Source organism: Halobaculum sp. EA56 (assembly GCF_051195075.1).
Classification (GTDB): domain Archaea; phylum Halobacteriota; class Halobacteria; order Halobacteriales; family Haloferacaceae; genus Halobaculum.
Window position 1 is genome coordinate 247,527 of sequence record NZ_JBNTJX010000004.1, and the last position, 24,262, is coordinate 271,788.

Below are 24,262 nucleotides of genomic sequence, written 5' to 3' on the forward strand. Positions count from 1 at the left end.
TTCAAGAATTTCGCCACCCCGGGGTGGCGAATATCTTCATGAAGGTACGTCTGACAGTATGAGCCGTCGGCGGCGGTCCCGCGGACCCCCGGGACACGGGCCGGCATCCCCCGGGGCGACCGGCCCCCGGTCCTCGGCGACTCACTCGGGCGGGTCCGCGGCGGGGAGTCGGACCGTGACGGCGGTCCCCGTCTCGTCCACGTCGAAGTCGACGCTCCCGCCGGACTCCTCGACGAGCCAGACGACCAGCCACAGGCCGAACCCCGACGAGTGGGTGAGCTGCGTCTCCCCGTCCGCGCGGAACGTCGCCAACTCCTGCTCGGGGATCCCCGGCCCGTCGTCGGCGACGGTGACGGCGACGCGTTCGCCCTCCCTGCGGACGGTCACCTCGACGGACGGGTGTTCGCGGTGGCTGTGGACCACGGCGTTCTCGAGGAGGTTGTCGAACGCCGAGTCGACGATGTCCACCGCGGAGATCCACGCGGTATCGGGTGCCTCGAACGTCACGTCCGCGTGGGGATACTCCCGCTCCAGCGACTCCGTCAGCGCCGACAGGAGCCCGACCGCGTCGAGCGCGGTCCTGGCGGCGTCCGTCGCGTCGACCGTCGCCTCCACTTCCCGGATCTGTTCGGCCAGGTCGAGCAGCTCCGTCGCGGCCTCGCGGATCCGCTCGACCGGATCGGGTGCCCCGGCTCGTCCGGCCGCCGGCCCGCCGCGCGGGGCGGGGGCACCCGGTTCGCCGGATCCCGACGGCTTCGGCGGTCGGTTCCCCTCGAACCCGTCCGGTGTCTCCGTCGGGTCCGTCACCACGGTATCCCCGAGCGGGGCCGACGGCCCGGGTCGGCCGTCGCCGGCGTCCCTCCGCTCCTCCAGCATCTCGGCGTAGCCGAGGATCACGTTCATCCCGTTGCGCAGGTCGTGACGGAGGACGCGGTTGAGGACGCCGAGCCGGCGGCGGTGTCGCCGCCGGTCGGTCACGTCCCGAAGCGAGAGGATCCGCCCCGACCGCCCGTCGGCGTCGAACCGCGACACGCGGACCTCGTACTGCCGGTCCCCCCCGTCGCCGCTCTCGACGATGCTGCCGACGACGGCGCCCTCCGCGCGGGGGTCCGCATCGTCGTCGACCGCCCGGCTCCCGTCGGAAGCCGGGTCGCCGCGAGGTCCGGGATCGGGCCCCTCCTCCCCCCCGTCGACGGTCGCCGCGAGGTCCGGGGCCACGCGCGGGAGCGGCTCGCCGACGGCGTCCTCCGGTTCGACGCCCAGCGCCCGACCCGCCGCCGGGTTGCAGTCGAGGACCGTCCCGTCGTCGCCGACCACGACGACGCCGTCGCTCGACGTCTCGACCGCTGCGTCGCGCAGCGACGCCCTGTTCACGGGGTTCTCACCCCGCCGTCCGGCGGCCGCGGCGACGGGACCCCGCCGTGTCTGGTCGACGCCACTTCTGTGTACGTATTCACGGAACTGCAATAAATTTATCCGACTGACAGGTCGACGCACCGACGAGCGGGGGCCGCCGGGTCCGCGCGCGTCGGACGGCCGAGGGAAGTCGGAAGGGTTCTTGCCGGCGGGGGGTCACCTGCCGGCGTGAACCGCATCCGCCTCCACAACACCGTCTTCGAGGGACTCAACAACGTCTACGTGCTCGACGGGTCCGACGACGGCGGCGACCCCGACGAGCTGGTCCTCGTCGACGCCGGCGTCGCCCTCCCCGACGTCCGCGAGGAGCTGACCGCGGGCCTTGCGGACCTCGGCCACGACCTCGCCGACGTGGACCTCGTCCTCCTGACGCACTGGCACTACGACCACGCCGGCCTCGCCGGGGCCATCCGGCGGGAGTCGGGCGCGACGGTCCACGTCCACGAGGCCGACGCGCCGCTCGTCTCCGGCGACGGGACGAGCCGCGCCGACGAGCGCGACCTCCGGCGCGAGAAGTTCCTCGAGTGGGGCATGCCCGAGGGGACGCGCGCGGAGCTCGTCGACTTCCTCGAGGAGCACGCGACCCTCGGGGGCGAGCCGTGCGAGGTGGAGCCGTTCGCCGACGGCGACGCCTTCGAGGTCGGCGGCCGAACGCTCGAGGCGGTCCACCTGCCGGGCCACGCCGCCGGGCTGACCGCGTTCCACGACCCGGACGCGGACGAGGCGTTCGTCGGGGACGCCATCCTCCCGAAGTACACCCCGAACGTCGGCGGGGCGGACGTCCGCGTCGACGACCCGCTCGGGCGCTACGTGGACAGCCTGCTCCGCCTGATCGACTTGGACCCGGCGGCCGCGTGGCCGGGCCACCGCGACCGCATCGACGACCCCGCGGGGCGGGCGGCGACGATCCTCCGCCACCACGTCGAACGGACGGGAAACGTCGTGGACGTGCTGGCCGAGGCGGGACCGTCGACGCCGTGGGAGGTGAGCGCGGCGCTGTTCGGCGACCTCCACGGGATCCACGTGCTCCACGGCCCCGGGGAGGCGTACGCCCACCTCGACCACCTCGCCCGTGCCGGGGTCGTCGAGCGCGACGGGCGGGCGTACGAACTCGTCGCGGACGACCCGGACGTGGACGCGCTGTTCCCGGACCCGGGCATCGACCGCGTCGTCGAGTGGGAGGGGTGAGGCGGGGCGACCGAAGCCGGGAACGGAGCGCGCGAACGCGCGGAACACAAGGTTGAAACCCGGCTCGGGCGAATCCTCCCGCAATGGAACTTCGCGTCATCGACAAGACGGACGAGGAACTCCGCATCGAGATCGCGGGCGAGGACCACACCTTCATGAACGTGCTGAAGGGACAGCTCCTCAACACGGACGGCGTCGCGGCGGCGACGTACGACATGAACCCCGAGCAGTCCGGCGGCCAGACCGAGCCGATCCTCTCGGTCAAGACCGAGGACGGGCTCGACCCGCTCGACGCGCTGGAGGAGGCTGCCAACGGCGTCTCGGACAACCTGAAGTCGCTGTACGACGACATCGAGGCCGCCTTCGACGAGGCGGAGGCCGCGGAAGCCTGAGTCGGGGACCCCCCGCCCGTTCTCGCGGTCGACGCTACAGGTCGGGGAGCCGCTCGCCCGCCCGGATCGCCACGTCCAGCCAGTTGTCCGTCGGGACCAGCGGGCACTCGTACGCCTCGTTGTACGCGCAGTAGGGGTTGTACGCCGCGTTGAAGTCGAGCACCCACGCCCCGTCGTCGGTCCGGTCGTCCGGGTCCTCCAGGTCGAGGTACCGCCCGGCGGGGTACGTCTCCTCGCCGGCCGTCGCGTCGCGGAACGGGACCCACAGCCGGTCCGTCTCGCCGGGCGAGCGGTACGCCTGCACGGTCACGTCCTCGCCGTCGACAGCGACCCGGAACGCGCCGACGTTGTCGTACTCGCGGACGCCGTCCCGCGTGGTCTCGACGGTGATCCGGTCGGGGTCGTCGTGCTCGCGGAGGGCCGCCTCGGACCGGTAGGCGGGGTCGGGGTCGAAGTAGTTCAGTCCGGGGAAGTCGTCGCGGGCGGACTGCGGGACCGGCGAGCGGGGGTGGTCTCCGAAGAACTCGTCCTTCCGCCGCCGCCGTTCGCGGACGCGGTCGGCGTACGCCTCGGCGTCGATGTCGGTGCCCATGGACGACGGTTCGTCGCCGCGGCGGAAGAAGCTTCAGCGGGTGTGCCCCGGCCGCGCCGCGGCGCGCTCCCCGGCGCGATGGGGGACGGCGAACCGCGAACGGACCGTCCCGACCCTCACCGGGAACAGACGACCTCGCTCGGTCAGCCTTAGAGCCGGACGGGGACGCCGTGCTCGTGGAGGTAGCGCTTCACCTCGCCGATGCCGAACTCGTCGAAGTGGAAGATGCTCGCCGCGAGGCCGGCGTCGGCGTTCGCGTCGACGAACACCTCCCGCATGTCCTCGGGTCCGCCACACCCCGAGGAGGCGATGACGGGCGTCGAGACGGCGTCGCAGACGGCCTTCGTGAGCGGGATGTCGTAGCCGTCCTTCGTGCCGTCGGCGTCGATGGAGTTGACGAACAGTTCCCCGGCGCCGCGCTCCTCCGCCTCCCGCGCCCACGTCACCACGTCCAGGCCGGTGCCCTCGCGGCCGCCCTTGACGGTGCACTCGAACCAGCACTCCTCGGTCTCGCCGTCGCGCTCCACCTCGACGTAGTGGTCGCCCCCGTCGTCGAACCGTCGGCGTGCGTCCACCGAGATCACGATACACTGGCTCCCGAAGGCGTCGGCGCCCTCGGTGATGAGCTTCGGGTTCGCGATGGCGCCGGAGTTGATGGAGACCTTGTCGGCGCCGGCCCGGAGCGTCTCCTTGATGTCCGCCTTCGTGCGGATCCCGCCGCCGACGGTCAGCGGGATGAAACACTCGTCGGCGACCGCCCGGACCGTGTCGAGCATCGTCTCGCGGCCCTCGGCGCTTGCGGTGATGTCGAGGAAGACGAACTCGTCGGCCCCGGCCTCGTTGTACTTCTTCGCCATCTCCACCGGGTCGCCCGAGTACTCCAGGTTCTCGAAGTTGACGCCGGTGAAGACGGCCGCGTTCCCGTCGTCGTCCATGTCGACGTCGATACACGGGATGATACGCTTGGTGAGGGTCATACGCCCGATAGCCGCGAGCGGGGTTTCACCGTTTCGCCTGTCGGCGCCGCCGTCGTCCGACCGACGAGGGCGACGACGGGGCCGGCAGCGACGCCGCGAACGCGGCCCGGACCGCGCGTCTACGGCGCCCCCGCCAGCACGACCGTGCTCTCGGTGTCGCCGTTGCGGATCTGACGCGTGGCGTCCGGCGAGAGCCTGAGAGCGTCTCCGGCCGTCATGTCGACCTCCTCGCCGTCGACGCGGACGGTCGCCTCGCCCTCGACCAGCACGTACACCTCCTCGTGGTCCCGGTCGGCGTGGTCGTGCTCCATCCCGGTCCACCCCGGGTCGCACTCCACCACGGTGACGCCGAGCTGCTCGCACTCGAGCGGGTCGCGCAGGAAGTGCATCGCGTCGTTGACCGCCTCGGTGTCGCGGTAGTTCACCCTCGTGTAGCTCATGGATCGGTGTTCGGGCGAGTCGTGCTAATAGCTACCGTTGAACACGTTCCTCCCGGAACCCGGTGAGGACGGGCGGGAGCGGATCGGCGGGGGGGAGGGTCACGGTTCGGGGTCCGGCTACCGGCCGGGAACGTACACGCGGGCCTCCCACGGCCGGGCGGCGAACTCCCCCGGGGGAGCTCCCGAGGGCGCGTCCGGGTAGTTCGACAGCGCCAGCCGAACCGACCCCCCGACCGCCCCCTCCGGCGGCTCGACGCGCGCCTCCTCGCCGGACCAGTTGAGCGCGACGAACGCCCGGTCGACACCGTCCTCGCGCTCCAGCGTCCTCCCGTAGGCCCACACCCGCTCGTCCTCGGGGGTGTAGTTCTCGTAGCGGCCGTACACGAGCACGTCGTGGCTCCCGCGGAGGTCGATCAGCCGCCGGTAGTAGTGCCACACCGACTCCGGGTCCGCGCGCTCGACCGCGACGTTGACCGACTCGTGATCCTCGTGGAGCCGGATCCAGGGGTCACCCTCCGTGAACCCGGCGTTCGGGCCGGCAGTCCACTGCATCGGCGTCCGGCTCGTGTCGCGGCTGTGAGCGTTGAGCCCCTCCCTGACCGCCTCGAAGGAGTCCACCTCGCCCGACTCGATGGCCTCCTCGACGGTCCGAACCGTCTCGACGTCGCGGAACTCGTCCAGCGACTCGAACGTGGGGTTCGTCATCCCCAGCTCCTCGCCCTGGTAGACGTACGGCGTCCCGCGGAGCGTGTGCAGCAGCGTGGCGATGCAGGTCGCCGACTCGCGGCGGAACGCGCCGTCGTCGCCGAAGCGCGAGACGACGCGCGGCTGGTCGTGGTTGTTGAAGTAGAGGCTGTTCCACCCCCGCCCCTGGAGGCCCTCCTGCCAGCGGTCGAACACCGACTTGAGGTCCGTCAGCGACCACTCGGTGCGGTCCCACAGGCGCTCGCCCCGGCCGATCCCCACGTGGTCGAAGTGGAAGATCATTCCCAGGCCGTCGCCGTCGGGCCCGACGTACCGGGCGGCCTCGTCGACGGACGTCTCGCCGATGCACTCGCCCACGAGGAGCAGGTCCTCCCCGGCGAACACGCGGTCGTGGAGCTCCGAGACGTACTCGTGGATGCGCGGGCCGTTCGGCACCGACAGCAGCGTCCCCCGGTAGGGCCAGTCGGGGTCGCCCGGGGGGAGGCCCTCGGGCTTCGAGAGGAGGTTCACCACGTCGAGCCTGAAGCCGTCGATGCCCTCGTCGACCCAGAACGCCATCTCGTCGGCGACCGCCTCGCGGACGGCCGGCACCTCCCAGTTGAGGTCCGGCTGTTTGCGGTGGAACAGGTGGAGGTACCACTGCCCCCGCTCGTCGTCGTAGCTCCAGGCGGGGCCGCCGAAGAACGACTGCCAGTTGTTCGGCGGCGCCTCCCCCTCGGGCCCGTCCTCGGCGTCCCACGCGACCTCGTCGGCGTCGACGCCGTCGCGCCAGTGGTACCAGTCCGCCGTCCGGCCGCGCCGGCGGGAGGTCTCGAACCACTCGTGCTCGTCGGAGGTGTGGTTCGGGACGAAGTCCATCACGAGCCGGACGTCCCGCTCGTGGAGGGCGTCGCGCACGCGTCGCCAGTCGGCCATGGTCCCGAAGGTGTCGTCGATGGCGCGGTAGTCGGCGACGTCGTAGCCGTTGTCCGCCATCGGCGACTCGTACACCGGGTTGAGCCACACGGCGTCGATCCCGAGATCCGCCAGGTAGTCGGCCCGCGACGCCAGCCCGGCGAGGTCGCCGACGCCGTCGCCGTCGCTGTCGGCGAAGCTCCGCGGGTACACCTGATAGACCGTCGCCTCCTTCCACCAGGCGCGGTGCTGGTCGTTCATACCCGCTCCAGCGACGCCGGCGGGATAGGTGTTTTTTTGCCCCGTCGTCGCCGACACGGATACATGGCCGACCACCACGACCACGAGCACTTCAAGGAGTTCGACTACGAGCGGGTCACCTCCCCCATGCAGGACGTGTCCGACAGGCAGGCGGGGATCGGCGCCCTCGTCGCCCTCGTGGGTATCGTCGTCACGTTCGTCCTCCCGCTGCTTCTGGTCTAAGGCCGCCGCGCTACGTCCCCGCCTCCCCGTCACCCGCTTCCGCCCCGACGCGAACCGTCACCGACCCGTCGGTCCCGTCGACGCTCGCGTTCCCGACGAACGACCGGTCCCCGATCAGGAGCACGACCGTCTCGGCGGAGACGCGCTCGACCCGGACCGGCGCGGCGTCGGGCGGGCGCGCGTCCCGCCACCGCGCGGCCGCCGCGGCGAACTCGGTTGCGTTCGCCCGGTCGTCGAACCCGAGCGCCCAGGCGTAGCCGGCGCCGCCCGTCCCGTCCCCGGCCGACTCGTTCTCGAACCGGAGCCGCACGTCGTTGCCCCAGCCGTCGGCCGCGTCGGCCGCGGTCGACGCCGGGAGGCCCACGTCGAAGGCGACGCGGACGAACAGCTCCCCGTGCGTGTCGCGGGTCCGGGCGTCGGCCTCCCAGCCGTCGTCGGGGACGTCCTCGATCCGCAACTCCGCGACCGGCTCGCTCCCCGGTGGGAGCCCGTGGAGGAGCTCCTCGGCCGTCCGCGGGGGCGTCTCGTACACGTCACGCACCGCCGCCGGGTCGTCGACGCGGCCGTCGACGTACCTGGCGCCGGCGACGTAGGGGGCGATGCCCAGCGCGGCGGCCGGCGAGCGGTTCCGCGCGGCCGCAGCCAGCGACTCGGCCGGCGGCTCGGCCGCCGGGACGTACCGGTCGCGGTACTCGCCCTGGACGTACGTCGCGGTCCCCTCGACGACGGCGGTCCGGAGCAGCCGCGCGGCCGTCGACCCCGGCGGGGCCGCGGGCGCTCCCCGGACGCTCGCGAACGCCCCCGTCCGGTACTGGACGACGTGGACGGATTCGTGGGCCAGCGTCGACTCCGTCTCGGCGGTGTCGTTCAGGATCGCGCGGTTCACGTACACCGTCCGCGGCGTGGCGACGTACGCCGCCGCCGTCAGCGACGACGAGCGGTTCTCCGGCACCCGGATCCCGAGCAGCCGGTAGAACTCCGGGAACCGCGAGCGGCCGACCGACATCCGCTCGTTCGGCTCGACGCGCACCGTCTCCGGCGGCTCGACCGCGGGCCGCTCCAGCATGACCGCGACCCGCGCGAACACCAGCGGGTAGTCGACGGGCAGGTCGCCGCCCCGCACCCGTATCTCGTACCCGTCGGCCAGGTCCTCCGGCGTCCGGTTCGTCGCCGCCGGGGTCGCCGTCCCGTCGTCCGAGGCTCCCCCAGCCCCGCTGTCGGTCGACGTCGCCGTCCCCGTCGCGGCCGGCCCCGTGGCGGTCGCGGGGCCGGCAGTCGACCCGCTCTCGCCGGCGGAGTCGGCCGCAGGCGACGCGGTCGGGGCGCTACACCCGGCCAGCACGAGCAGCGCGGCGAGCAGGAGGGCGCGTCGCGTCACGGACGGCCGTTCGGCGCGGGCGGCAAAAGGGTTCGTCCGTCGTCCGCCTCAGTCGAGTTCCCGCTCGATGACCGACCGGAGGTCGCGGATCCCCGCCGCGTCGTACGACAGGTCAGCCCCGCCCACGGACAGCGAGAGCGTGCCGTCGCCGGTCGCCGCCCCCAGCTCTTCGACGGGCGCGACGCCCTCGAACGCCGCGCGGACCGCGCCGGGGTCGGTCGTCTCGATCACCGCGCGGCCGGGCGTCTCGTCGAACAGCGCGAGCGCGTCGTCGACGGTCACCTCGGCGCCGGCGTCGTCGCCGACCATCTCGGCGAGCGCCACCGCGAGGCCGCCGTGGCTCACGTCGTGGACGGCGAGCGTCCCGTCCGCGTCGGCGACCTCGGCCAGCGTCTCGACCACCTCGGGGGCGTTCTCCGGCAGACCCGGGAAGCGGTCGCTCCCGCCGGCGTGGTCGAGGTAGCGCGACCCGCCGAGCGCGCCGCCGGGGGCGCCGACGTGCAGGACCGTCCCATCGCCGGCGAACGACGCCGGCGGCGCCGAGACGCCGTCCCTCGTTCCGACGACCGCGAGCGTCGGCGTCGGGGGGATGGGGCCGGCGACGGAGTCGTTGTACAGCGAGACGTTGCCGCCGACGACCGGGACCGAGAGGTCGGAACACATCTCCGCGAGGCCGTCGACCGCCGCGGCGAAGCCGCCGTACACCTCGGGCTTCTCGGGGTTGCCGCCGTTGAGGCAGTCGACCGCGGCCAGCGGGGTCGCCCCCTTCGCCGCGAGGTTCGTCGCGTTCTCCAGCGCGACCGCTCGGGCGCCCTCGTAGGGCGCGGCGGCCGTCCACCCCGGCTCCGCGCCCGAGGAGAGCGCCAGTCCCAGGGGCTCGCCCGACTCGGATTCGGCCTCCCGGATCGCCATGACCGCGGCGTCGTCGCCCGGGCGGACGGCCGTCCGGACGCCGACCTCGTGGTCGTACTGGCGGTACACCCACCGCTTGCTGGCGGTGTTCGGGTCGCCGACGACGGTCTCGAACGCCTCCCGGAGGTCGCCCCGATCCGGGGATCCGGCGGTCGGCGAGACGAGCGCGGGGAGGTCGCGCTCCGGCCGTTCGGGCTCCTCGCGGTCGAGGTCGTTCATCGGGGCGCCGTCGGCGAGGTACTCGGCGGGCGCGTCGACGACCATCTCGCCCTCGAAGGTGCACACGTAGTTACCGTCGGTCACCTCGCCGATGACCGAGCAGCCGAGGTCGAAGCGCTCGGCGAGCGCTTCGACGCGGTCGACGTCGCCGGGGCGGACCTCGTACACCATGCGCTCCTGGCTCTCGGCGAGCAGGATCTCCGTCGCGTTCATGTTCGGCTCGCGCTGGTGGACGCGGTCGAGTTCGATCTCGGCGCCGAGGCCGCCCTTGGCGACGAGCTCCGAGGAGGCGCCGCCCAGGCCCGCCGCCCCGAGGTCGCGGGCGGAGACGACGAGGTCCTCGTCGACGAGCGCCTCGTTGCACTCGATGAGCCGCTTCTCGGCGTACGGGTCGCCGACCTGGACGGCCGGGCGGTCCTCGGTCTCGGCGTCCTCAGCGAGGTCCTCGCTGGCGAAGGAGGCGCCGCCGAGGCCGTCGCGTCCGGTGGCGTTTCCAACGAGGACCAGCCTGTTCCCGGGCTCCTCGGCGGTCGCGGTGACCAGCCGGTCGGGCGTCGTGAGGCCGACGCAGGCGACGTTGACCAGCGGGTTCCCCTCGTACCCCTCGTCGAACGCGACCGAGCCGGCGACCGTCGGAACGCCGATGCAGTTGCCGTAGTGGCTGATCCCCTCGACGACGCCCTCGAACAGGTACTTGGAGTGCTCGCGGTCGAAGTCCCCGAAGTACAGCGAGTCCGCGAGCGCGACCGGGTACGCGCCCATCGACATCGTGTCGCGGACGATGCCGCCGACGCCCGTCGCCGCGCCGTCGAACGGGTCGACGTAGGAGGGGTGGTTGTGGCTCTCGATGCCGAGGGTGGCGTAGGTGTCGTCGTCGAGCGCGACCACGGCGGCGTCGTCGCCGGGGCCGATCACCACGTCCGCGGACTCGCTCTCGAAGGCGCCCAGCAGCGGGCGCGACGAGCGGTACGCGCAGTGCTCGCTCCAGAGGTTCTCGAACAGCGCGGCCTCGGCCCGGGTCGGCTCCCGGCCGAGCTCCGCCTCCACCAGTTCCCGATCCGCGTCGGCGAGGGGCATTCACGTGTACGGTGATCGGTCGGTCTCAAATGGCTTTCCATGTGCACGGACGTGCTCATCTTCGGCGACGACGCGCCGCCCGCGCGGCGCCGTCCCCGACGGACCGGACCCCTTTTCTACGGTCCGGGCGAAGCCGCGCCCGTGCTATCGGTCGAGCTGCACAGTCACTCCGCGCTCTCGCACGACGGCCGCGACCCGGTCGACATGCTGCTCGAACAGGCGGCGGCCGTCGGCCTCGACGCGCTCGCGGTCACCGACCACGACGAACTCGACGCGAGCCTCGAGGCCGCCGACCTCGCCGACGACTACGGCCTCGTGGGGATCCCGGGCATGGAGGTGACGAGCGCCGCCGGCCACGTCCTCGCGTTCGGCATCGAGGAGCCGGTGCCGGCGGGGCTGTCCTTCGACGAGACGCTCGACCGCATCCACGCCCAGGGGGGGCTCGCGGTGATCCCCCATCCGTTCCAGAAGTCCCGCCACGGCGTCGCTCCGCACGTCACAGAGGACCAGTTGGCCGGCGCCGACGCCATCGAGGTGTACAACTCCCGGCTGCTCACCGGACGGTCGAACCGGCAGGCCGAACAGTTCGCCGTGAACCACGGCGTCCCGATGACCGCCGGCAGCGACGCCCACATCGCGGAGATGGTCGGCCAGGCGGTCACCGAGGTCGGCGCCGACGAGCGCTCGGTCGAGGCGGTCCTCGACGCGATCCGCGCGGGACGGACGAGCGTCGTGGGCAAGCGGACGCCGTGGCGCATCTCCTTCCGGCAGGCCGCCGGCGGCGCGAAGCGCCGGATCGCCCGCCGCGTCGACGACATCCTGTGAGATGAGCGACCCCGACGCTCGCTCGACGCGCCTCGACGGCGCCGACGCGGCGACGGTCCGCGCGGCGCTCGACTCGCAGGACCCGCTTCCCGGCACCGGCGGGTTCGCCGGCCTCGTCGACGGGGCGCTCGTCCGCGACGTGCTCGGTCGCCGGCCGCTGTTCGTCGAGGCCGACCCCGACCGAAGCGGGTGGAGCTTCGACCCGACGGACCTCCGTTCGCCGCGGTCGCTCCCGGCGGGGACCGCCCGCGACCCAGACGGTGACTCCGCGGGCGACGGCCCCGCATCCGCCGAGCGGACCGTCTGGACGCTTCCGGACCCCGACCCCGTCGCCCCCGGCGACGCACGGGCGGCCGTGACCGACGCCGTCCGCGCGAGCACCCGCGCGGTCGACCCCGAGGGGCTCGCCGTCGCCTTCTCCGGCGGCGTCGACTCCGCCGTCGTCGCCGCGGGCGTCCCCGAGGCGCCGCTGTACGTCGCCGGCTTCGAGGGCGCCCACGACGTGGCCGCCGCCCGGGAGGCGGCCGACGCGATGGACCGGGGGCGCGACCTCCGGGTGGTCGACCTCGACCACGCCGACCTGAAGCGGGCGGTGCCGGACCTCGTCGCGGCGACCGGTCGACGGAACCCGATGGACCTCGCCATCGCGCTCCCGCTGTACCTCGTCGCCGAGCGGGCGGCTGCCGACGGGTACGACCGGCTCGCGGTCGGCCAGGGCGCCGACGAACTGTTCGGCGGCTACGCGAAGGTGGTCGACCCGGCCGGGGACGACCGCGTCGACGCCGACACGGTCCGGGGCGCTCGTCGGGAGACCGTGCTGACGCTCCCGGACCAACTGGAGCGCGACGTGCTCGCCCTCCGCGCGGCGGGGGTCGGACCGGTCGCGCCGCTATTGCACGACCGCGTCGTCGCCGCGGCATTGTCGCTCCCCGGGGACCTCCTCGTCGCCGACGGGGAACGGAAGGTCGCGCTCCGCGCGGCCGCCGAGGGAGTCGTCCCCGAGCCGGTTCGCTCGGCGGACAAGAAGGCCGTCCAGTACGGCACCTACGTCTCGCGGGAACTGGACCGGCTGGCGCGGCAGGCGGGGTTCAAGCGCCGGATGGACGACCACGTCGGCCGCTACGTGGCGTCGCTGTGCGGCGAGGAGTACGAGGACGGGCGGGGCCGATAGGGGCCGGTCCCGTCCGGACGCCGGGCTCGCGCGGGCCGGATCGGGGTCCGGCCGCTACTCGGGGCGTCCGCCGTCGCCGACGGCGACGCCGCCGCCCGCCGCCGCGGCCGGGTCGCCGGCGCCGGCGGACCCGTCCCCGACCTCGAACGCCCGGAGCCGGCGGCGGAGGGTCTCGGCCTGGTCGGTCAGCGAGTCGGCCTCCGCGCTCACCCGCGCCATGGTCGACACCTGGTCGGCGGCCGTCTCCGAGACCGCCTCCGCGTCCGCCGCGGTCTCCTCGCTCATCTCGGCCACCGGCTCGATGGCCGCCACCGCCTCCTCGGTGCTTGCGGCCTGGTCGTCGGTCGCGCGGCTGATCTCCTGGATGCCCTGGTTCGTCTCCTCGGCGTTGCTCGCGACCGCGGAGAGGGCCTCCGCGACCTCCCGCACCGCGCCGGCGCCGTCGTGGATCTCGGCCTCGGCCGCCCGGACCTCCTCGACGGTCCGCTCGGTCTGCGCCTGCGTGGCGTCGATCAGCTCCTCGATGTCGCCGGCGGCGTCGCGGGTCTGCTCGGCCAGTTGCTTGACCTCGTCCGCGACGACGGCGAACCCGTCGCTGGCGCCGTCGCCGGTGCCCGCGCCGGCACGGGCCGCCTCGATGTTGGCGTTGAGCGCGAGCATGTTCGTCTGCTCGGCGATGTCGCCGATGAGGTCGACGATCTCGCTGATCTCGTCCATCTGGTCGTCCAGCGAGCGGACGTTGTCGACCGTCGAGTCGATCGTCTCCTCCACCTCGTCCATGCTGTCGATCGCCGCCTCCGCTGTGTCGCGGCCGTCGTCGGCGACGGCGGCCGTCTCCTCGGAGGTGTCGGCGACGGCCTGTGCGGAGGAGGCGACCTCCTCGACGGTCGCCGAGAGGTCGCTCATCTCGCCGGCGACCTCGTCGAGCAGTTCCCGCTGCTCGTCGGCGCGGTCGGCGATCCCCGTGACCGACTCGTTCACGGACTCGCTGGCCTCCTCGGCGGCGTCGACGCCCGCGCTCGTCTCGTCGCTGGCGGCAGCTACCGTCCGGGAAACCGACTTCACGTCGTCGACGGCGGACTCGATCTCCGCGAGCATCTCGTTGCACGCCCGGGCGATCCGTTCCATCGCCTCGCTCTCGCTGTCGGCGTCGAGCCGGACGGTCAGATCGCCGTCGGCGGCCCGGACCATCGCGGTGCTGTAGTCGTCGGCCTTCGCCTCCAGGTGGGCGTTCAGTTCCTCGACCTCCTCGCGGCGGGCCCGCGCCTCGGCCATCGCCTCCTCGGCGTCGCTGATCTCCGCCTTCTGCTCGCTCACCCGTTCGAGCCGTTCGCGCGACTCCTCGCGCGACTGCTCGATCGAGTACCAGTTCGTCATCAGCGCCGCCGACAGTGCGAGGATGAACGCGGCGTGGATCCCGGCCCAGGCCCAGGGGTTCGCGATCGCCGCCGGGTGATTGTAGACGGTCGAGGCGTCGATCAGGCTGAACACGACGTGGCCGACCGCGACGTACACCAACCCGAGCGCGAGCGGGACCCAGTCCTCGTACACCGCGATCACGGCCATGACGACGAAGAAGTGGAAGTGCGCCTCGATGTACCCGCCGGAGAACTGCACCATCACCCCGGAGCTGTACATCAGTCCGAGCGACGCCAGCGCGGTGCGGGTCCGCCGGCCGAAGCGCGGCCACGCCGCCAGCCCCGTCAGCGCCACCAGGACGCCCAATTGGGCCCCCACCCGCCACGTCGGAAGCTCCGGGATCCGCGCGCCCGTCACCAGCGACTCCGTGCCCGAGAACAGTCCCAGCGCCAGCAGGAGGGGCACGTGCCCCGCCAGCGAGATCAGTATCCGCCGGTGTCGCGCCCGCCACCGTTCGTCCGGGATCGTCGTCCCGTCCGGCGTGTACCGGACGATCCATCGGATCCGGTCCCGGACCCGATCGACCGCCGAACCCCGCGTTTCCGCCCCGTCCACAGCGTGTGCCATAGAGGGCGGCGCGAACTACGGATATTTAATACAAGAGTCCCGAGAACGAGTTCTGATAATTGTGTCATACGGTAACGAACATATTCGGTGAGGATACGCTCCCGCCGCGGATCCGCGCCGCTCTGGTGACGGTCGGTCCGGCCGGTCAGTGGCCTCGGGGCGGCGGGACGAGCGGCCCGGAGTCCCGTGCCGTTCGTTCGTCAGGCTTCCTCCACGGCGCCGACGGCCTCGATGGCCTCGATCCCGATCTCGACGGTATCGCTGTCGAGGTCGCTCGCGCGGAGGTCCGCCGGCGTGTACCACGCCCACGCGTCGGCGCCGACCTCGTCGTCGCCGGCGGGGTCGATCGCCCGGGAGTCGACGCTCGCGAAGAACACCGAGTCGATGTGCTGGTGGCCGACCGTGCCGTCGTCGTGGACGTTGATGTCGTACAGCATCGTGTGTCGCGGCGTCGGGAGCGTCCGGCCGGCGGGGGCCGCGACCTCGGCGGTGTCGTCGACGAGCGTCGGGTCGAGCCCCGTCTCCTCGCGCGCCTCGCGGAGGGCGGCCTCGTGGGGGAGCTCGTCGCGGTCGACGTGGCCGCCGGGCGGGATGCGGATCCCGAGTCGCGGGTGGCGGTGGAGGGCGGTCGCCCCCTCGTTGACCAGGTAGACTGTCGCGGTGAAGTGGCGGGTGGTCTCCATACGCGGCGCTGGTGGACCCGGGGCTTCGAGGTTACGGAAGCGGGTCGGAAACGACCGGACGCGGGCCGGCGTGTTCGGGTCGCGTGCCCGTTCAGCCGAGCTGGACCTGCTCCTCGGCCTCCAGCAGCTCGTGGTAGCGGTTGCGGATGGTGACCTCGGAGATGTTCGCCACCTCGCTGACCTCGCTCTGGGTCACCTTCTCGTTCGTGAGGAGGGAGGCGGCGTAGACGGCGGCCGCGGCGAGGCCGACCGGCGACTTGCCCGAGTGGACGCCCTCCTGTTTCGCCGTCTGGAGGAGCTGGCGCGCCCGGCGCTCGGACTCGTCGGAGAGACCGAGGTCCGAGGCGAACCGCGGGACGTAGCTCTCGGGGTCGGCCGGCTGGATCTCCAGCTTCAGCTCGCGCACCACGTAGCGGTACGTCCGGGCGATCTCGTCCTTCTCGACCCGGGAGACGTTCGCGATCTCGTCGAGGCTCCGGGGGGTTCCCGCCTGTCGGGCGGCGGCGTACAGGCTGGCCGTGGAGACGCCCTCGATGGAGCGGCCCGGCAGGAGGTCCTCGTTGAGGGCGCGGCGGTAGATGACGGAGGCGGTCTCGCGGACGTTGTCCGGGAGGCCCAGCGCCGAGGCCATGCGGTCGATCTCGCCGAGCGCCTGCTTGAGGTTGCGCTCCTTGGAGTCGCGCGTGCGGAACCGCTCGTTCCACGTGCGCAGGCGCTGCATCTTCTCGCGCTGGCGGCCGGACAGCTGGTTGCCGTAGGCGTCCTTGTCCTGCCAGCCGATGTTGGTCGACAGCCCCTTGTCGTGCATCATGTTCGTGGTCGGGGCGCCGACGCGGGACTTCTGGTCCTTCTCGGCGGCGTCGAACGCGCGCCACTCCGGGCCGTGGTCGATCTCGTCCTCCTCGACGACGAGCCCGCAGTCGCGACAGACCGTCTCGCCGCGTTCGGAGTCGTTCACCAGGCTCCCGCCGCACTCGGGGCACTCGATCCGTTCGTCCTCGGATTCCGCCTCCTCCACGTCCGCCTCGCGGGTGGTCTCGCCTCGGGTCCGCTCGTCCGTGTAACTTCGGACGTTCTCACTCATTGTTGGGGGTTGTAACAGGAATCGGAGACGCGCGTCTCCGGGGGCTCCTCTGTACCGTTTACAGGAGCGGGAGTAACTTATATCTGGTGGCAATTTCCCGGCGACGCAGTCGAGAAATCTGCACGACTGCGCCGGGCCGTCTCGCCCCCGCGTCGACGACGCGCTGACCCGGCGTTCGTACCTAAATCGATCGGTTCGATCGACCCCGCGCGATCCCGTAACAAGGTGTCCGGGCCGCCCGAACGGGGACGGCCGGGTCCGGGGTATCGAAACCCTTACTCCCGGTCCGCGGCACCCCTCGCACATGACAGCGACGGACGAGGGTGCGGCGTCGGACGCCGTCGACCCCGAGGAGGTGCGCCACGTCGCCGACCTCGCGCGCGTGGACCTCTCCGAGGAGGAGGCGGCGGCGTTCGCCGAGCAGTTCGCCGACGTGCTCGACTACTTCGCGGCGCTCGACGAGGTGCCGGCCGTCGAGGACGAGCCGGACCTCGTGAACGTGATGCGGGCCGACGAGGTCCGCGACGGCCTCTCCCAGGAGGAGGCGCTCGCGAACGCGCCCGAGTCCGAGGCGGGCTTCTTCAAGGGGCCGACGGTCTCATGAGCGCCGACGACGCCGACGCGCCCGGCGGCGACGCCGCGGCCGAGGACCTCAACATCTTCCTCACGAGAGAGACCGTCGAGGGCGACGCCGACGGCCCCCTCTCGGGACGGACGGTCGCGGTGAAGGACAACATCTCGACGGAGGGCGTCCGGACCACCTGCGGCTCGGCCATGCTCGAGGACTACGTCCCGCAGTACGACGCGACGGTCGTCGAGCGCCTGCTCGACGCCGGCGCGACGGTCGTCGGCAAGACGAACATGGACGAGTTCGGGATGGGCGGCACCACCGAGACGTCCGCGTTCGGTCCGACCAAGAACCCCGTCGACCCCGAGCGCGTCCCCGGCGGCTCCTCGGGGGGCTCGGCCGCCGCGGTCGCCGCCGGGGAGGCGGACCTCGCGCTCGGCTCGGACACGGGCGGGTCGGTCCGCAACCCGGCGGCCTTCTGCGGCATCGTCGGGATCAAGCCGACGTACGGGCTCGTCTCGCGGTACGGGCTCGTCGCGTACGCCAACTCCCTGGAACAGATCGGTCCGTTCGGACGGACGGTCGAGGACGCCGCGGCGCTGCTCGACGTCATCGCGGGGCCCGACGAGCGCGATGCGACGACCCGCTACGACGCCGCCGAGTCGACCCCCGGCGCGAGCGGCGCGGCCGACGTCCCCGACGGCGTCCACCCCGCCGACGCGACCGACTACGCCGCGGCCGCCGACGGCGACGTGGACGGCACGACGATCGGCGTCCCGACGGAGCTGGTCGAGGGCGCCGACGACCGCGTCGTCGACGTGTTCGAGGACGCGCTGGCCGACCTGGAGGCGCGGGGGGCCGAGACGGTGGAGGTGTCGCTCCCCTCCGTCGAGCACGCGGTGCAGGCGTACTACGTCATCGCGATGTCGGAGGCGTCCTCGAACCTCGCGCGCTTCGACGGCGTCCGGTACGGGATCGAGGGCGGCGACGGGAACTGGAACGAGTCGTTCGCGGCCGCCCGCGAGGAGGGCTTCGGCGACGAGGTGAAGCGTCGGGTCCTGCTCGGCACGTACGCGCTCTCCGCCGGCTACCACGACAAGTACTACAAGAAGGCCCAGGACGCCCGCGCGTGGGTGAAGCGGGACTTCGACGAGGCGTTCGCCGAGGCGGACGTGCTGGCGACGCCGACGATGCCCGTCCTGCCCCCGAAGCGTGGCGAGAGCCTCGACGACCCGCTGTCGCTGTACCTGATGGACGCCAACACCGTCCCGGTGAACCTCGCGAACCTCCCGGCCGTCTCGGTGCCGGCCGGCGAGGCCGAGGGCCTCCCCGTCGGGATGCAGTTCGTCGGCCCCGCCTTCGGCGAGGAGGCGGTCATCCGCGCCGGCAGCGCCGTCGAGGGGTAGCCCGTCGGCGGGGGCGCCGGGTCGGCGCGCAACCGTGAAGTCGCCGCGGCGTCACGCTCGGCCATGGACAGCGTTCTCCACGTCGCCCACGGGGCCCACGGCGTCGCCTACGCGCTCGTGGTCGCGGTCGGCGGCGTCGCGGGCGCGGGGCTGCTCGGCCTCGGGCTGGCGGCGTTCCTCCGCCGGCGCTCGCGGTCGTACCTCCTCGTCGCGCTCGCGCTCGGCGCGCTCGCGGCGCGGGCGGGCCTCGCCGCCGGCGCCGCCTTCGGCCTCGTCGGCGTCGACGCCCACCACTTCGGCGAGCACCTGCTCGACGTCGCGATGGCGACGCTCGTCGTCGCGGCGGTGTACTACGCGCGGACGATCCGCACGGAGGCGGCGTCGTGACCGCGCCGACGGAGCCGACCCGGGAGCGCATCGCGGGCTACGTCGCGGCGCACCCCGGCCTCCACTTCAACGAGCTGGTTCGCCGGCTCGACCTCGCGCCGGGCCAGGCGCAGTACCACCTCCGGCGCCTTCGGCGCGCCGGCCGGGTCGTCGGCGAGGAGGTGTCCGGCCGGACCCACTACTTCGACCCCGCGGTCGACCCCGTCGAGCGTCGCCGCCTCGCGCTGTTCCGCCGGGAGACGGCCCGCGACGCCGTGATCGAACTCCTCGACGGCCCCGCTCCCCCCGACGCCGTCGCCGAACGCGTCGGTGTGGCCCGGAGCACCCTCGAGTGGCACCTGGACAGCCTCGTCGACGCCGGCGTGGTCGAGAAGCGCCGCGACGAGCGGGGCCGCGTCACGCTCGCGCTCCGGGACCCGGAGGAAACCGCACGGAGCCTCCGGCGGATCGAGCCGTCGCTCCCCGACCGCCTGCTCGACCGGTTCACCCGACTGGTGGACGCGCTGCTGGAGTAGCCGGAGCAGCGACCGACGGTCGAACCGTTTTTGGATTCCCGGGTCGCACTGCGTCGACGTGCCCTCCCGCGCCGCGACCCGAGGCCGCGTACCGTCGGCGTTCCTCGCCGTGACCGTGTTCGTCGCTGCCGGCGTGGCCGGTGTCGCCGACGAACTGCTCGGTCTGGCCGCCCGGGGCCTGCCGGTGGGCGTCGGCCCGGGCGCCGTCCTCGCCGGGACGCTCGGGCGACTCCTCCACGGGCTGGTCCCGTTCGCGTTCGTCGCGCTCGCGTTCGGCCGCCGCGACGCGCCGTCCCTCCCGTCCGTCGGCGTCGTCGCCGTCGGATCGCTCGCTGCCGGCGTCGCCGGTCGGTATCTCGGAACCGCCCTCGGCGCGCTCGTGCGCGGACGGGGCGTCCCGTCGCCGCTCGTGCTCGTGGGCCCCGCCGACTTCGCCGTCGGCGGCTTCGGCCCGGTCATGTGGACCGTGTCGGTGCTCGGAGTCGTCGCCGCCGGCCTGTGGGCGCTGCTCGGCGCGTTCGCCGGGGTCGGATTGCTCGCGATGGTGGGGCGGGTCGGGTGACCGCGCGCGGGTCGGCACGGCCGGCGGGCCGGAGCGGTCCCCGGCCGGGATCCGTCGCGTTCGACGCCCGCACCACAACCCCCTTCTCCGCGACCCCGCTAGGGCGGGTATGACCGACGCGGACGCCGACGACTCCGGGGAGCCGTCGCTCGACGGGCTGTCGCGCCGCGAGGCGCTGAAGGCCGCCGTCGCCGTCGGCGGCGCGGCCGGCCTCTCGGCGTGTCTCGACCGCCTGGAGGACCCCGAGCCGGTGCCGACCGGCGACGGCCCGGACGCCCACCCCGAGCGCCAGTACGCCTGGAACGACTACCTCCGCACGGACGACGCCGGGAACTGGCAGGTGCCCCGCCACCAGACGCTCCTGTACCTCTCGCTCCCGGGGGACGGCACGCCGAGCGAGTCCGACCGCGAGGCCGTGCGGGGCGCCCTCGACGCGCTCGACGAGGCGTACGCCTGGAGCCACGGGGGCCTGCTGCACTCGGCCGGGTACTCCCCCGCGTACTTCGACCGGTTCGACGCCGACCTCGCGCTCCCAGAGGACGTGTCGCTCCCGCACCCCCGGCCGCTCGCGGACTACGAGACCCCGGAGTTCGACACCCAGGACGTGCTCGTCCACCTCGCCTCCGACCGCCCCGACGCGCTGCTCGCGGCCGAGGAGGCGCTGCTCGGGGAGGCGGAGGAGGCGAACGGCGTGACCTTCCCGTCGGCGCTGACGGACGCGCTGGCGGTGGACGACCGCCGGACGGGCTTCTTCGGTGCGGGGATGCCCCACGAGAAGGGGGACGGGCTGGAGGGCGTCCCGGAGCCCAACCCCATCCCGGAGGCGGCGCCGCTGTTCATGGGCTTCGCCGCCGGGTTCCGGGGGAACCAGGCGACCGAGGACTACGTCGCCATCGGCGAGGGACCGTTCGCCGAGGGGACGACCAAGTCCGTCGGGAACTGGCGCCAGCGCCTCGCCGACTGGTACGGCGAGCAGGACCACGAACAGCAGGTGATGGAGCTGTTCTCGCCGGGCCACGCCGCGGAGGACCTCGTGGAGGGCGTCGGGACGAACCTCGGCGACGACTCCGGGATCGACCGCTTCCTCGACGACGTGATCGACCACGCGACGGAGTACGGGCGCGTCGGCCACGCCCAGAAGGCCGCACGGGCGAACCGCGACGACGATGGGAACCCGCTCCTGCTCCGGCGGCACTTCGAGTCCGCCGACGAGGGGGTGGCGAGCCTGCACTTCCCGTCGCTCCAGCGGTCGATCGACCAGTTCGAGGCGGTCCGGCGCGCGATGAACGGCGTCGACGCGACGGAGGCGACGCCGGCGGTGCGCCAGCGCGTCAACAACGGCATCCTCGAGTACATCTTCCTGCGCCACCGCGGCTACTTCCTCGTGCCGCCGCGGGACCTGCGCGCGCTGCCGACGCCCGCGGGCGACGCGGGGTGAGGCGGTCGAGCGACGGGAGCGATGGCTGAGCCGGGACGGACCGAGCCGGACCGGCGCGACGCCGGCCAACGTCGTGTCGGCTGCGGGCGTCCGCGGTCACGGGAGCGCGAACGCGGCGACGACGCCGACCGCCAGCAGCGCCGCGCCGACGCCGACGCCGGCGCTGCGCGCGCGCTCCGTGAGCACGCCCTCGCGGGCGAGCAGGAGCGCCCCGGTCAGCAGGACCGCGCCGGCCAGCCCGACCCCGAGTCCGGTGGGGGAGAGCCCCGCGAGCGGCCCGCTCGGCGTCGCAACGGGGTGGCCGGGATGTGCGAGCCCGATCCCCGGAAGCGAGGCGAGCGCGGCCGCCGCGACCGCGAGGCGCGCGGCTGAGTCGACCCGTCTACTCATCACCGGGTACGAGGGGGGCGTCGCATAACACGGTTTCGTCACGGCGCTCCGCGAGGCCCCGCACGGTTCAGCCGTCGCCCCCGCCGCCGCCGGCCGCCCCGATCGAGACCACCCGACCGTCGCCGTACATGACGAACACCTCCGCGGCCCCGTCGCCGTCGACGTCGGCGAGCGTCGGATGCGTGAACACCGAGACGTCGCGGGCGTACGTCGCCGTCACGCGCCCCTCGACCGGGTCGACGACCGACACCGTGCCGCCGTTCGTGACCGCGACCACCTCGGGGTGGCCGTCGCCGTCGACGTCGCCGAACGCCGGCGGCGGCGTCATCTGGGCGTCGCCCTCGGCGAGGTCGACGGTCCACTCCGTCTCCCCGGTCGCGCCGTCCAGCGCGCGGAGGCGCTGGTCGCGGGCGACGGCGTACACCTCCGGGTCGCCGTCGCCGTCCCCGTCGCCGACGCCCCGCACCGCCGCGAACTCGTCGATGTCCCGGGTCCAGACGGCCTCGCCGGTGCGGCCGTCGAGCGCGGCGACCGTCCCCGCCGTGGTCGCGATCACGAACTCGGCGGCGTCGTCGCCGGCGACGTCCGCGGTCGCCGTCCACGCGACCGACTCGCCGAAGGCGGCGCGCTCCCACACGACCCGCCCGCCGGCGTCGAACAGGACGACCCGGTCCGTGCCGAGGCCGACCGCGAACTCGTCGGTGCCGTCGCCGGTGAAGTCGCCGACGCCCGGGGGCGCGTACGCGGACCCGTTCAGCGCGTGTCGCCACGCGAGCGTGCCGTTCGCCCGGTAGGCGAACACGGTTCCGCCGGCGTCGACGGCGAGCGTCTCCGGGGTGCCGTCGCCCGCGAGGTCGCCGACGGCGGGGCGGCTGTAGCCGTAGGAGTTCAGCGGGAGGCGACGCTCGACCTCGCCGCTCCGCGCGTCGTAGACGGCGAGTTCCTCGGCGGTCGTCGCCGCGAGCAGTTCGCGGTCGCCGTCCCCGTCGGCGTCGGCGACGGCCGGGTCCGCGACCGAGTGCAGCGTGCAGTGCTCGGGCGCCACGGGGTCGCGCCAGCGGGTCTCGCCGGTCGCGCCGTCGAGCGCCGCCAGCCGGCACTCCTCACTCCCCGCGGGGCCGCTGACGGGGGCGAACGCGAACCCCTCGCCGCCGACGACGCCCGCGGCGACCGCGTGGTGGTTCGCGCCGATCCCAGTGCCGGTGTCGCTGACCCACCGCTCGGTCATCGCGGCCCCGCCGCCCGCGCCCCCGCCGAGCGGGACGCCCGACGCCACGAGGACCACGCCGACCGCGACCAGCGTCGCCGCGGCGGCCGCGGCGGCGATCCGTGCGTCCATCGTCGGGGCTCGCCGTCCGAGCGTAGTAAGCGCTCCCCCTCGGAGACGCCGTTCGACTGTCGTACCAGGCGTTCGACGGGCGTACCAGAACCCCCTTTCGTCGGCGTCCCCGAGCCCGGGTATGGACAGACGCACGTTCCTCAGGAGCGCGGCCGCGGTCGGCGCGGCCGCCGGCATCGGGGGCGTCTCCGGGTGTCTCGGGTTCGAACTCGCCTCGGGAAGCGCCGCGCGGGCGCCGCCGATCGTCGAGGACCGTCCCGACGGGGTGTACGTTCCGAGCCACGTCGAGGGGATGCAGATGGGCGGGATGGGCGGCTCCGGCGACTACCGGGTCGGCGTGTTCTACTCGTACGCCCACCGCTTCTGGAACGTCAACGGCCAGGACGTCGAGCGGACCGACATCGAGTCCGACGACGACGTCCACCTGATGGCGAGCGTCTGGGACCCCGAGACGGGGACGGTCCTCCCCGAGACCGGCGTGTCGGTCGAGGTCTCGAAGGAGGGCTCGCTCGTCTCTCAGGAGGTGATCTATCCGATGCTCTCCCAGCCGATGGGAACCCACTACGGCGGCAACTTCGGGCTCGACGGCGACGGCACCTACACCGTCACCGTCTCCGTCGGCGGCGTCCGAACCCGGCGGACCGGGTCGTTCCGCGACCGCTTCGGCGACCCCGCGGACGTCCCGGTGGAGGTGGAGTACAGCCGGGAGAAGCGTAACGAGATCTCCTTCCGGACGCTGGAGAACGCCGGTGAACCCGGGGCTGTCGACCGGATGGAGATGGACATGGTGCCGAACGCGACCGCCCCGCCGGTGGACGCCCTGCCCGGGAGGGTGCTGGGCGAGGTGAACAGCAACGACGCGATACTCGTCGCGACGGTACTGGAGGGGCCGCCCGCGGGGATCGACGCCGACGGGCCGTACCTCGCGGTGTCGGCGCGAACGCCGTACAACCGCATGCTGATCCCGGCGATGGGGATGGAGGCGACGCTCGCTCGCGACGGGGAGGCGGTGTTCTCGGGCGAACTCGCCCGCACGATCGACCCCGACCTGTCGTACCACTACGGCGCGGCGCTGGACGGCGCGAGCGTCGAGTCCGGCGACGACCTGACGCTGACGCCGACGGTGTGGCCGCAGATCGCCCGCCACGAGGGGTACGAGACGGCCTTCGGCGCGCTCATGGGCGGGATGCCCGAGCGGACGCTGACGGTGGAGTAGGAGCGGGAGTAGGAGTAGC

The 24,262-nt window shown here is 73.3% G+C and carries 24 protein-coding genes; 12 read left to right on the forward strand and 12 right to left on the reverse strand.

Translation table 11 applies throughout. The annotated features are described in order from the left end of the window. Window positions 1–141: 141 nt before the first annotated feature. The gene (locus ACQUQ1_RS09180) at window positions 142–1,374 is read right to left on the reverse strand and encodes a sensor histidine kinase (protein WP_435063976.1); all 1,233 of its coding nucleotides are present in this window, start codon (window positions 1,372–1,374) and stop codon (window positions 142–144) included. 210 nt (window positions 1,375–1,584) lie between these two features. Here ACQUQ1_RS09180 and ACQUQ1_RS09185 point away from each other — a divergent pair, with 210 nt between their 5' ends. Further along, the gene (locus ACQUQ1_RS09185) at window positions 1,585–2,604 is read left to right on the forward strand and encodes an MBL fold metallo-hydrolase (RefSeq protein ID WP_435063977.1); all 1,020 of its coding nucleotides are present in this window, start codon (window positions 1,585–1,587) and stop codon (window positions 2,602–2,604) included. An 83-nt stretch (window positions 2,605–2,687) separates the two neighbouring features. Next, window positions 2,688–2,996, forward strand: a complete 309-nt coding sequence (locus ACQUQ1_RS09190; protein WP_435063978.1) for a DNA-directed RNA polymerase subunit L — start codon at window positions 2,688–2,690, stop codon at window positions 2,994–2,996. A gap of 34 nt (window positions 2,997–3,030) precedes the next feature. On the opposite strand, the gene ACQUQ1_RS09195 is transcribed toward ACQUQ1_RS09190, so the two are convergent. From ACQUQ1_RS09195 to ACQUQ1_RS09210, 4 genes are all read right to left on the reverse strand, one after another. Then, the gene (locus ACQUQ1_RS09195; RefSeq protein WP_435063979.1) at window positions 3,031–3,588 is read right to left on the reverse strand and encodes a DUF1684 domain-containing protein; all 558 of its coding nucleotides are present in this window, start codon (window positions 3,586–3,588) and stop codon (window positions 3,031–3,033) included. A 149-nt stretch (window positions 3,589–3,737) separates the two neighbouring features. Further along, window positions 3,738–4,565 (reverse strand): imidazole glycerol phosphate synthase subunit HisF, encoded by an 828-nt coding sequence (gene hisF, locus ACQUQ1_RS09200; RefSeq protein WP_435063980.1) that lies wholly within the window; start codon window positions 4,563–4,565, stop codon window positions 3,738–3,740. A 119-nt stretch (window positions 4,566–4,684) separates the two neighbouring features. Then, the gene (locus tag ACQUQ1_RS09205) at window positions 4,685–5,005 is read right to left on the reverse strand and encodes a cupin domain-containing protein (RefSeq protein WP_435063981.1); all 321 of its coding nucleotides are present in this window, start codon (window positions 5,003–5,005) and stop codon (window positions 4,685–4,687) included. A gap of 117 nt (window positions 5,006–5,122) precedes the next feature. Next, window positions 5,123–6,865, reverse strand: a complete 1,743-nt coding sequence (locus ACQUQ1_RS09210; RefSeq protein WP_435063982.1) for an alpha-glucosidase — start codon at window positions 6,863–6,865, stop codon at window positions 5,123–5,125. Window positions 6,866–6,928: 63 nt separating this feature from the next. Between ACQUQ1_RS09210 and ACQUQ1_RS09215 the strand changes: the two genes are divergently transcribed. Continuing rightward, window positions 6,929–7,087 carry a DUF7550 family protein gene (locus ACQUQ1_RS09215; protein WP_435063983.1) on the forward strand — a complete coding sequence of 53 codons (159 nt, stop codon included), beginning with the start codon at window positions 6,929–6,931 and terminating at the stop codon, window positions 7,085–7,087. A 10-nt stretch (window positions 7,088–7,097) separates the two neighbouring features. On the opposite strand, the gene ACQUQ1_RS09220 is transcribed toward ACQUQ1_RS09215, so the two are convergent. Then, a complete protein-coding gene (locus tag ACQUQ1_RS09220; RefSeq protein WP_435063984.1) occupies window positions 7,098–8,465 on the reverse strand; it encodes a hypothetical protein in 1,368 nt (455 codons plus the stop codon). 48 nt (window positions 8,466–8,513) lie between these two features. Then, window positions 8,514–10,673 (reverse strand): phosphoribosylformylglycinamidine synthase subunit PurL, encoded by a 2,160-nt coding sequence (gene purL, locus ACQUQ1_RS09225; RefSeq protein ID WP_435063985.1) that lies wholly within the window; start codon window positions 10,671–10,673, stop codon window positions 8,514–8,516. Between the two features lie 141 nt (window positions 10,674–10,814). Between purL and ACQUQ1_RS09230 the strand changes: the two genes are divergently transcribed. Further along, window positions 10,815–11,498: a PHP domain-containing protein gene (locus ACQUQ1_RS09230; RefSeq protein WP_435063986.1), complete on the forward strand. Its 684-nt coding sequence runs from the start codon at window positions 10,815–10,817 to the stop codon at window positions 11,496–11,498. Window position 11,499: 1 nt separating this feature from the next. After that, window positions 11,500–12,669 carry an asparagine synthase C-terminal domain-containing protein gene (locus ACQUQ1_RS09235; protein WP_435063987.1) on the forward strand — a complete coding sequence of 390 codons (1,170 nt, stop codon included), beginning with the start codon at window positions 11,500–11,502 and terminating at the stop codon, window positions 12,667–12,669. Window positions 12,670–12,723: 54 nt separating this feature from the next. Here the strand turns inward: ACQUQ1_RS09235 and ACQUQ1_RS09240 are convergent, their stop codons facing one another. From ACQUQ1_RS09240 to ACQUQ1_RS09250, 3 genes are all read right to left on the reverse strand, one after another. After that, window positions 12,724–14,655 carry a methyl-accepting chemotaxis protein gene (locus tag ACQUQ1_RS09240; RefSeq protein WP_435063988.1) on the reverse strand — a complete coding sequence of 644 codons (1,932 nt, stop codon included), beginning with the start codon at window positions 14,653–14,655 and terminating at the stop codon, window positions 12,724–12,726. A 200-nt stretch (window positions 14,656–14,855) separates the two neighbouring features. Continuing rightward, window positions 14,856–15,338, reverse strand: coding sequence for an NUDIX hydrolase (locus tag ACQUQ1_RS09245; RefSeq protein WP_435063989.1), 483 nt, complete (start codon window positions 15,336–15,338; stop codon window positions 14,856–14,858). Between the two features lie 91 nt (window positions 15,339–15,429). Beyond that, window positions 15,430–16,422, reverse strand: a complete 993-nt coding sequence (locus ACQUQ1_RS09250; protein ID WP_435063990.1) for a transcription initiation factor IIB — start codon at window positions 16,420–16,422, stop codon at window positions 15,430–15,432. A gap of 304 nt (window positions 16,423–16,726) precedes the next feature. Between ACQUQ1_RS09250 and gatC the strand changes: the two genes are divergently transcribed. The 6 genes from gatC (at window position 16,727) to ACQUQ1_RS09280 (ending at window position 21,298) form a co-directional block, all read left to right on the forward strand. After that, complete coding sequence (gene gatC, locus ACQUQ1_RS09255; RefSeq protein WP_435063991.1) at window positions 16,727–17,026, forward strand: Asp-tRNA(Asn)/Glu-tRNA(Gln) amidotransferase subunit GatC; 300 nt, start codon at window positions 16,727–16,729, stop codon at window positions 17,024–17,026. Further along, window positions 17,023–18,396 carry an Asp-tRNA(Asn)/Glu-tRNA(Gln) amidotransferase subunit GatA gene (gene gatA / locus ACQUQ1_RS09260; RefSeq protein WP_435063992.1) on the forward strand — a complete coding sequence of 458 codons (1,374 nt, stop codon included), beginning with the start codon at window positions 17,023–17,025 and terminating at the stop codon, window positions 18,394–18,396. The genes gatC and gatA overlap by 4 nt, the downstream gene beginning before the upstream one ends. 63 nt (window positions 18,397–18,459) lie before the next feature. After that, window positions 18,460–18,783: a DUF7471 family protein gene (locus tag ACQUQ1_RS09265; RefSeq protein WP_435063993.1), complete on the forward strand. Its 324-nt coding sequence runs from the start codon at window positions 18,460–18,462 to the stop codon at window positions 18,781–18,783. After that, window positions 18,780–19,298, forward strand: a complete 519-nt coding sequence (locus ACQUQ1_RS09270) for a winged helix-turn-helix transcriptional regulator (protein WP_435063994.1) — start codon at window positions 18,780–18,782, stop codon at window positions 19,296–19,298. Before ACQUQ1_RS09265 ends, ACQUQ1_RS09270 begins: the two co-directional genes overlap by 4 nt. A 58-nt stretch (window positions 19,299–19,356) precedes the next feature. Then, entirely contained in the window at window positions 19,357–19,860 is a 504-nt protein-coding gene (locus ACQUQ1_RS09275; RefSeq protein ID WP_435063995.1) for a hypothetical protein, read from the forward strand. A 109-nt stretch (window positions 19,861–19,969) separates the two neighbouring features. Further along, a complete protein-coding gene (locus ACQUQ1_RS09280; protein WP_435063996.1) occupies window positions 19,970–21,298 on the forward strand; it encodes a DUF7405 family protein in 1,329 nt (442 codons plus the stop codon). Window positions 21,299–21,394: 96 nt separating this feature from the next. Here ACQUQ1_RS09280 and ACQUQ1_RS09285 read toward each other — a convergent pair whose 3' ends face one another. Both ACQUQ1_RS09285 and ACQUQ1_RS09290 read right to left on the reverse strand, forming a co-directional pair. Continuing rightward, a complete protein-coding gene (locus ACQUQ1_RS09285; RefSeq protein WP_435063997.1) occupies window positions 21,395–21,688 on the reverse strand; it encodes a hypothetical protein in 294 nt (97 codons plus the stop codon). Window positions 21,689–21,755: 67 nt separating this feature from the next. Continuing rightward, a complete protein-coding gene (locus ACQUQ1_RS09290; RefSeq protein WP_435063998.1) occupies window positions 21,756–23,027 on the reverse strand; it encodes an FG-GAP-like repeat-containing protein in 1,272 nt (423 codons plus the stop codon). A 121-nt stretch (window positions 23,028–23,148) separates the two neighbouring features. On the opposite strand from ACQUQ1_RS09290, the gene ACQUQ1_RS09295 reads away from it, so the two are divergent. Continuing rightward, window positions 23,149–24,243 carry an iron transporter gene (locus tag ACQUQ1_RS09295; RefSeq protein ID WP_435063999.1) on the forward strand — a complete coding sequence of 365 codons (1,095 nt, stop codon included), beginning with the start codon at window positions 23,149–23,151 and terminating at the stop codon, window positions 24,241–24,243. Window positions 24,244–24,262: the final 19 nt, after the last annotated feature.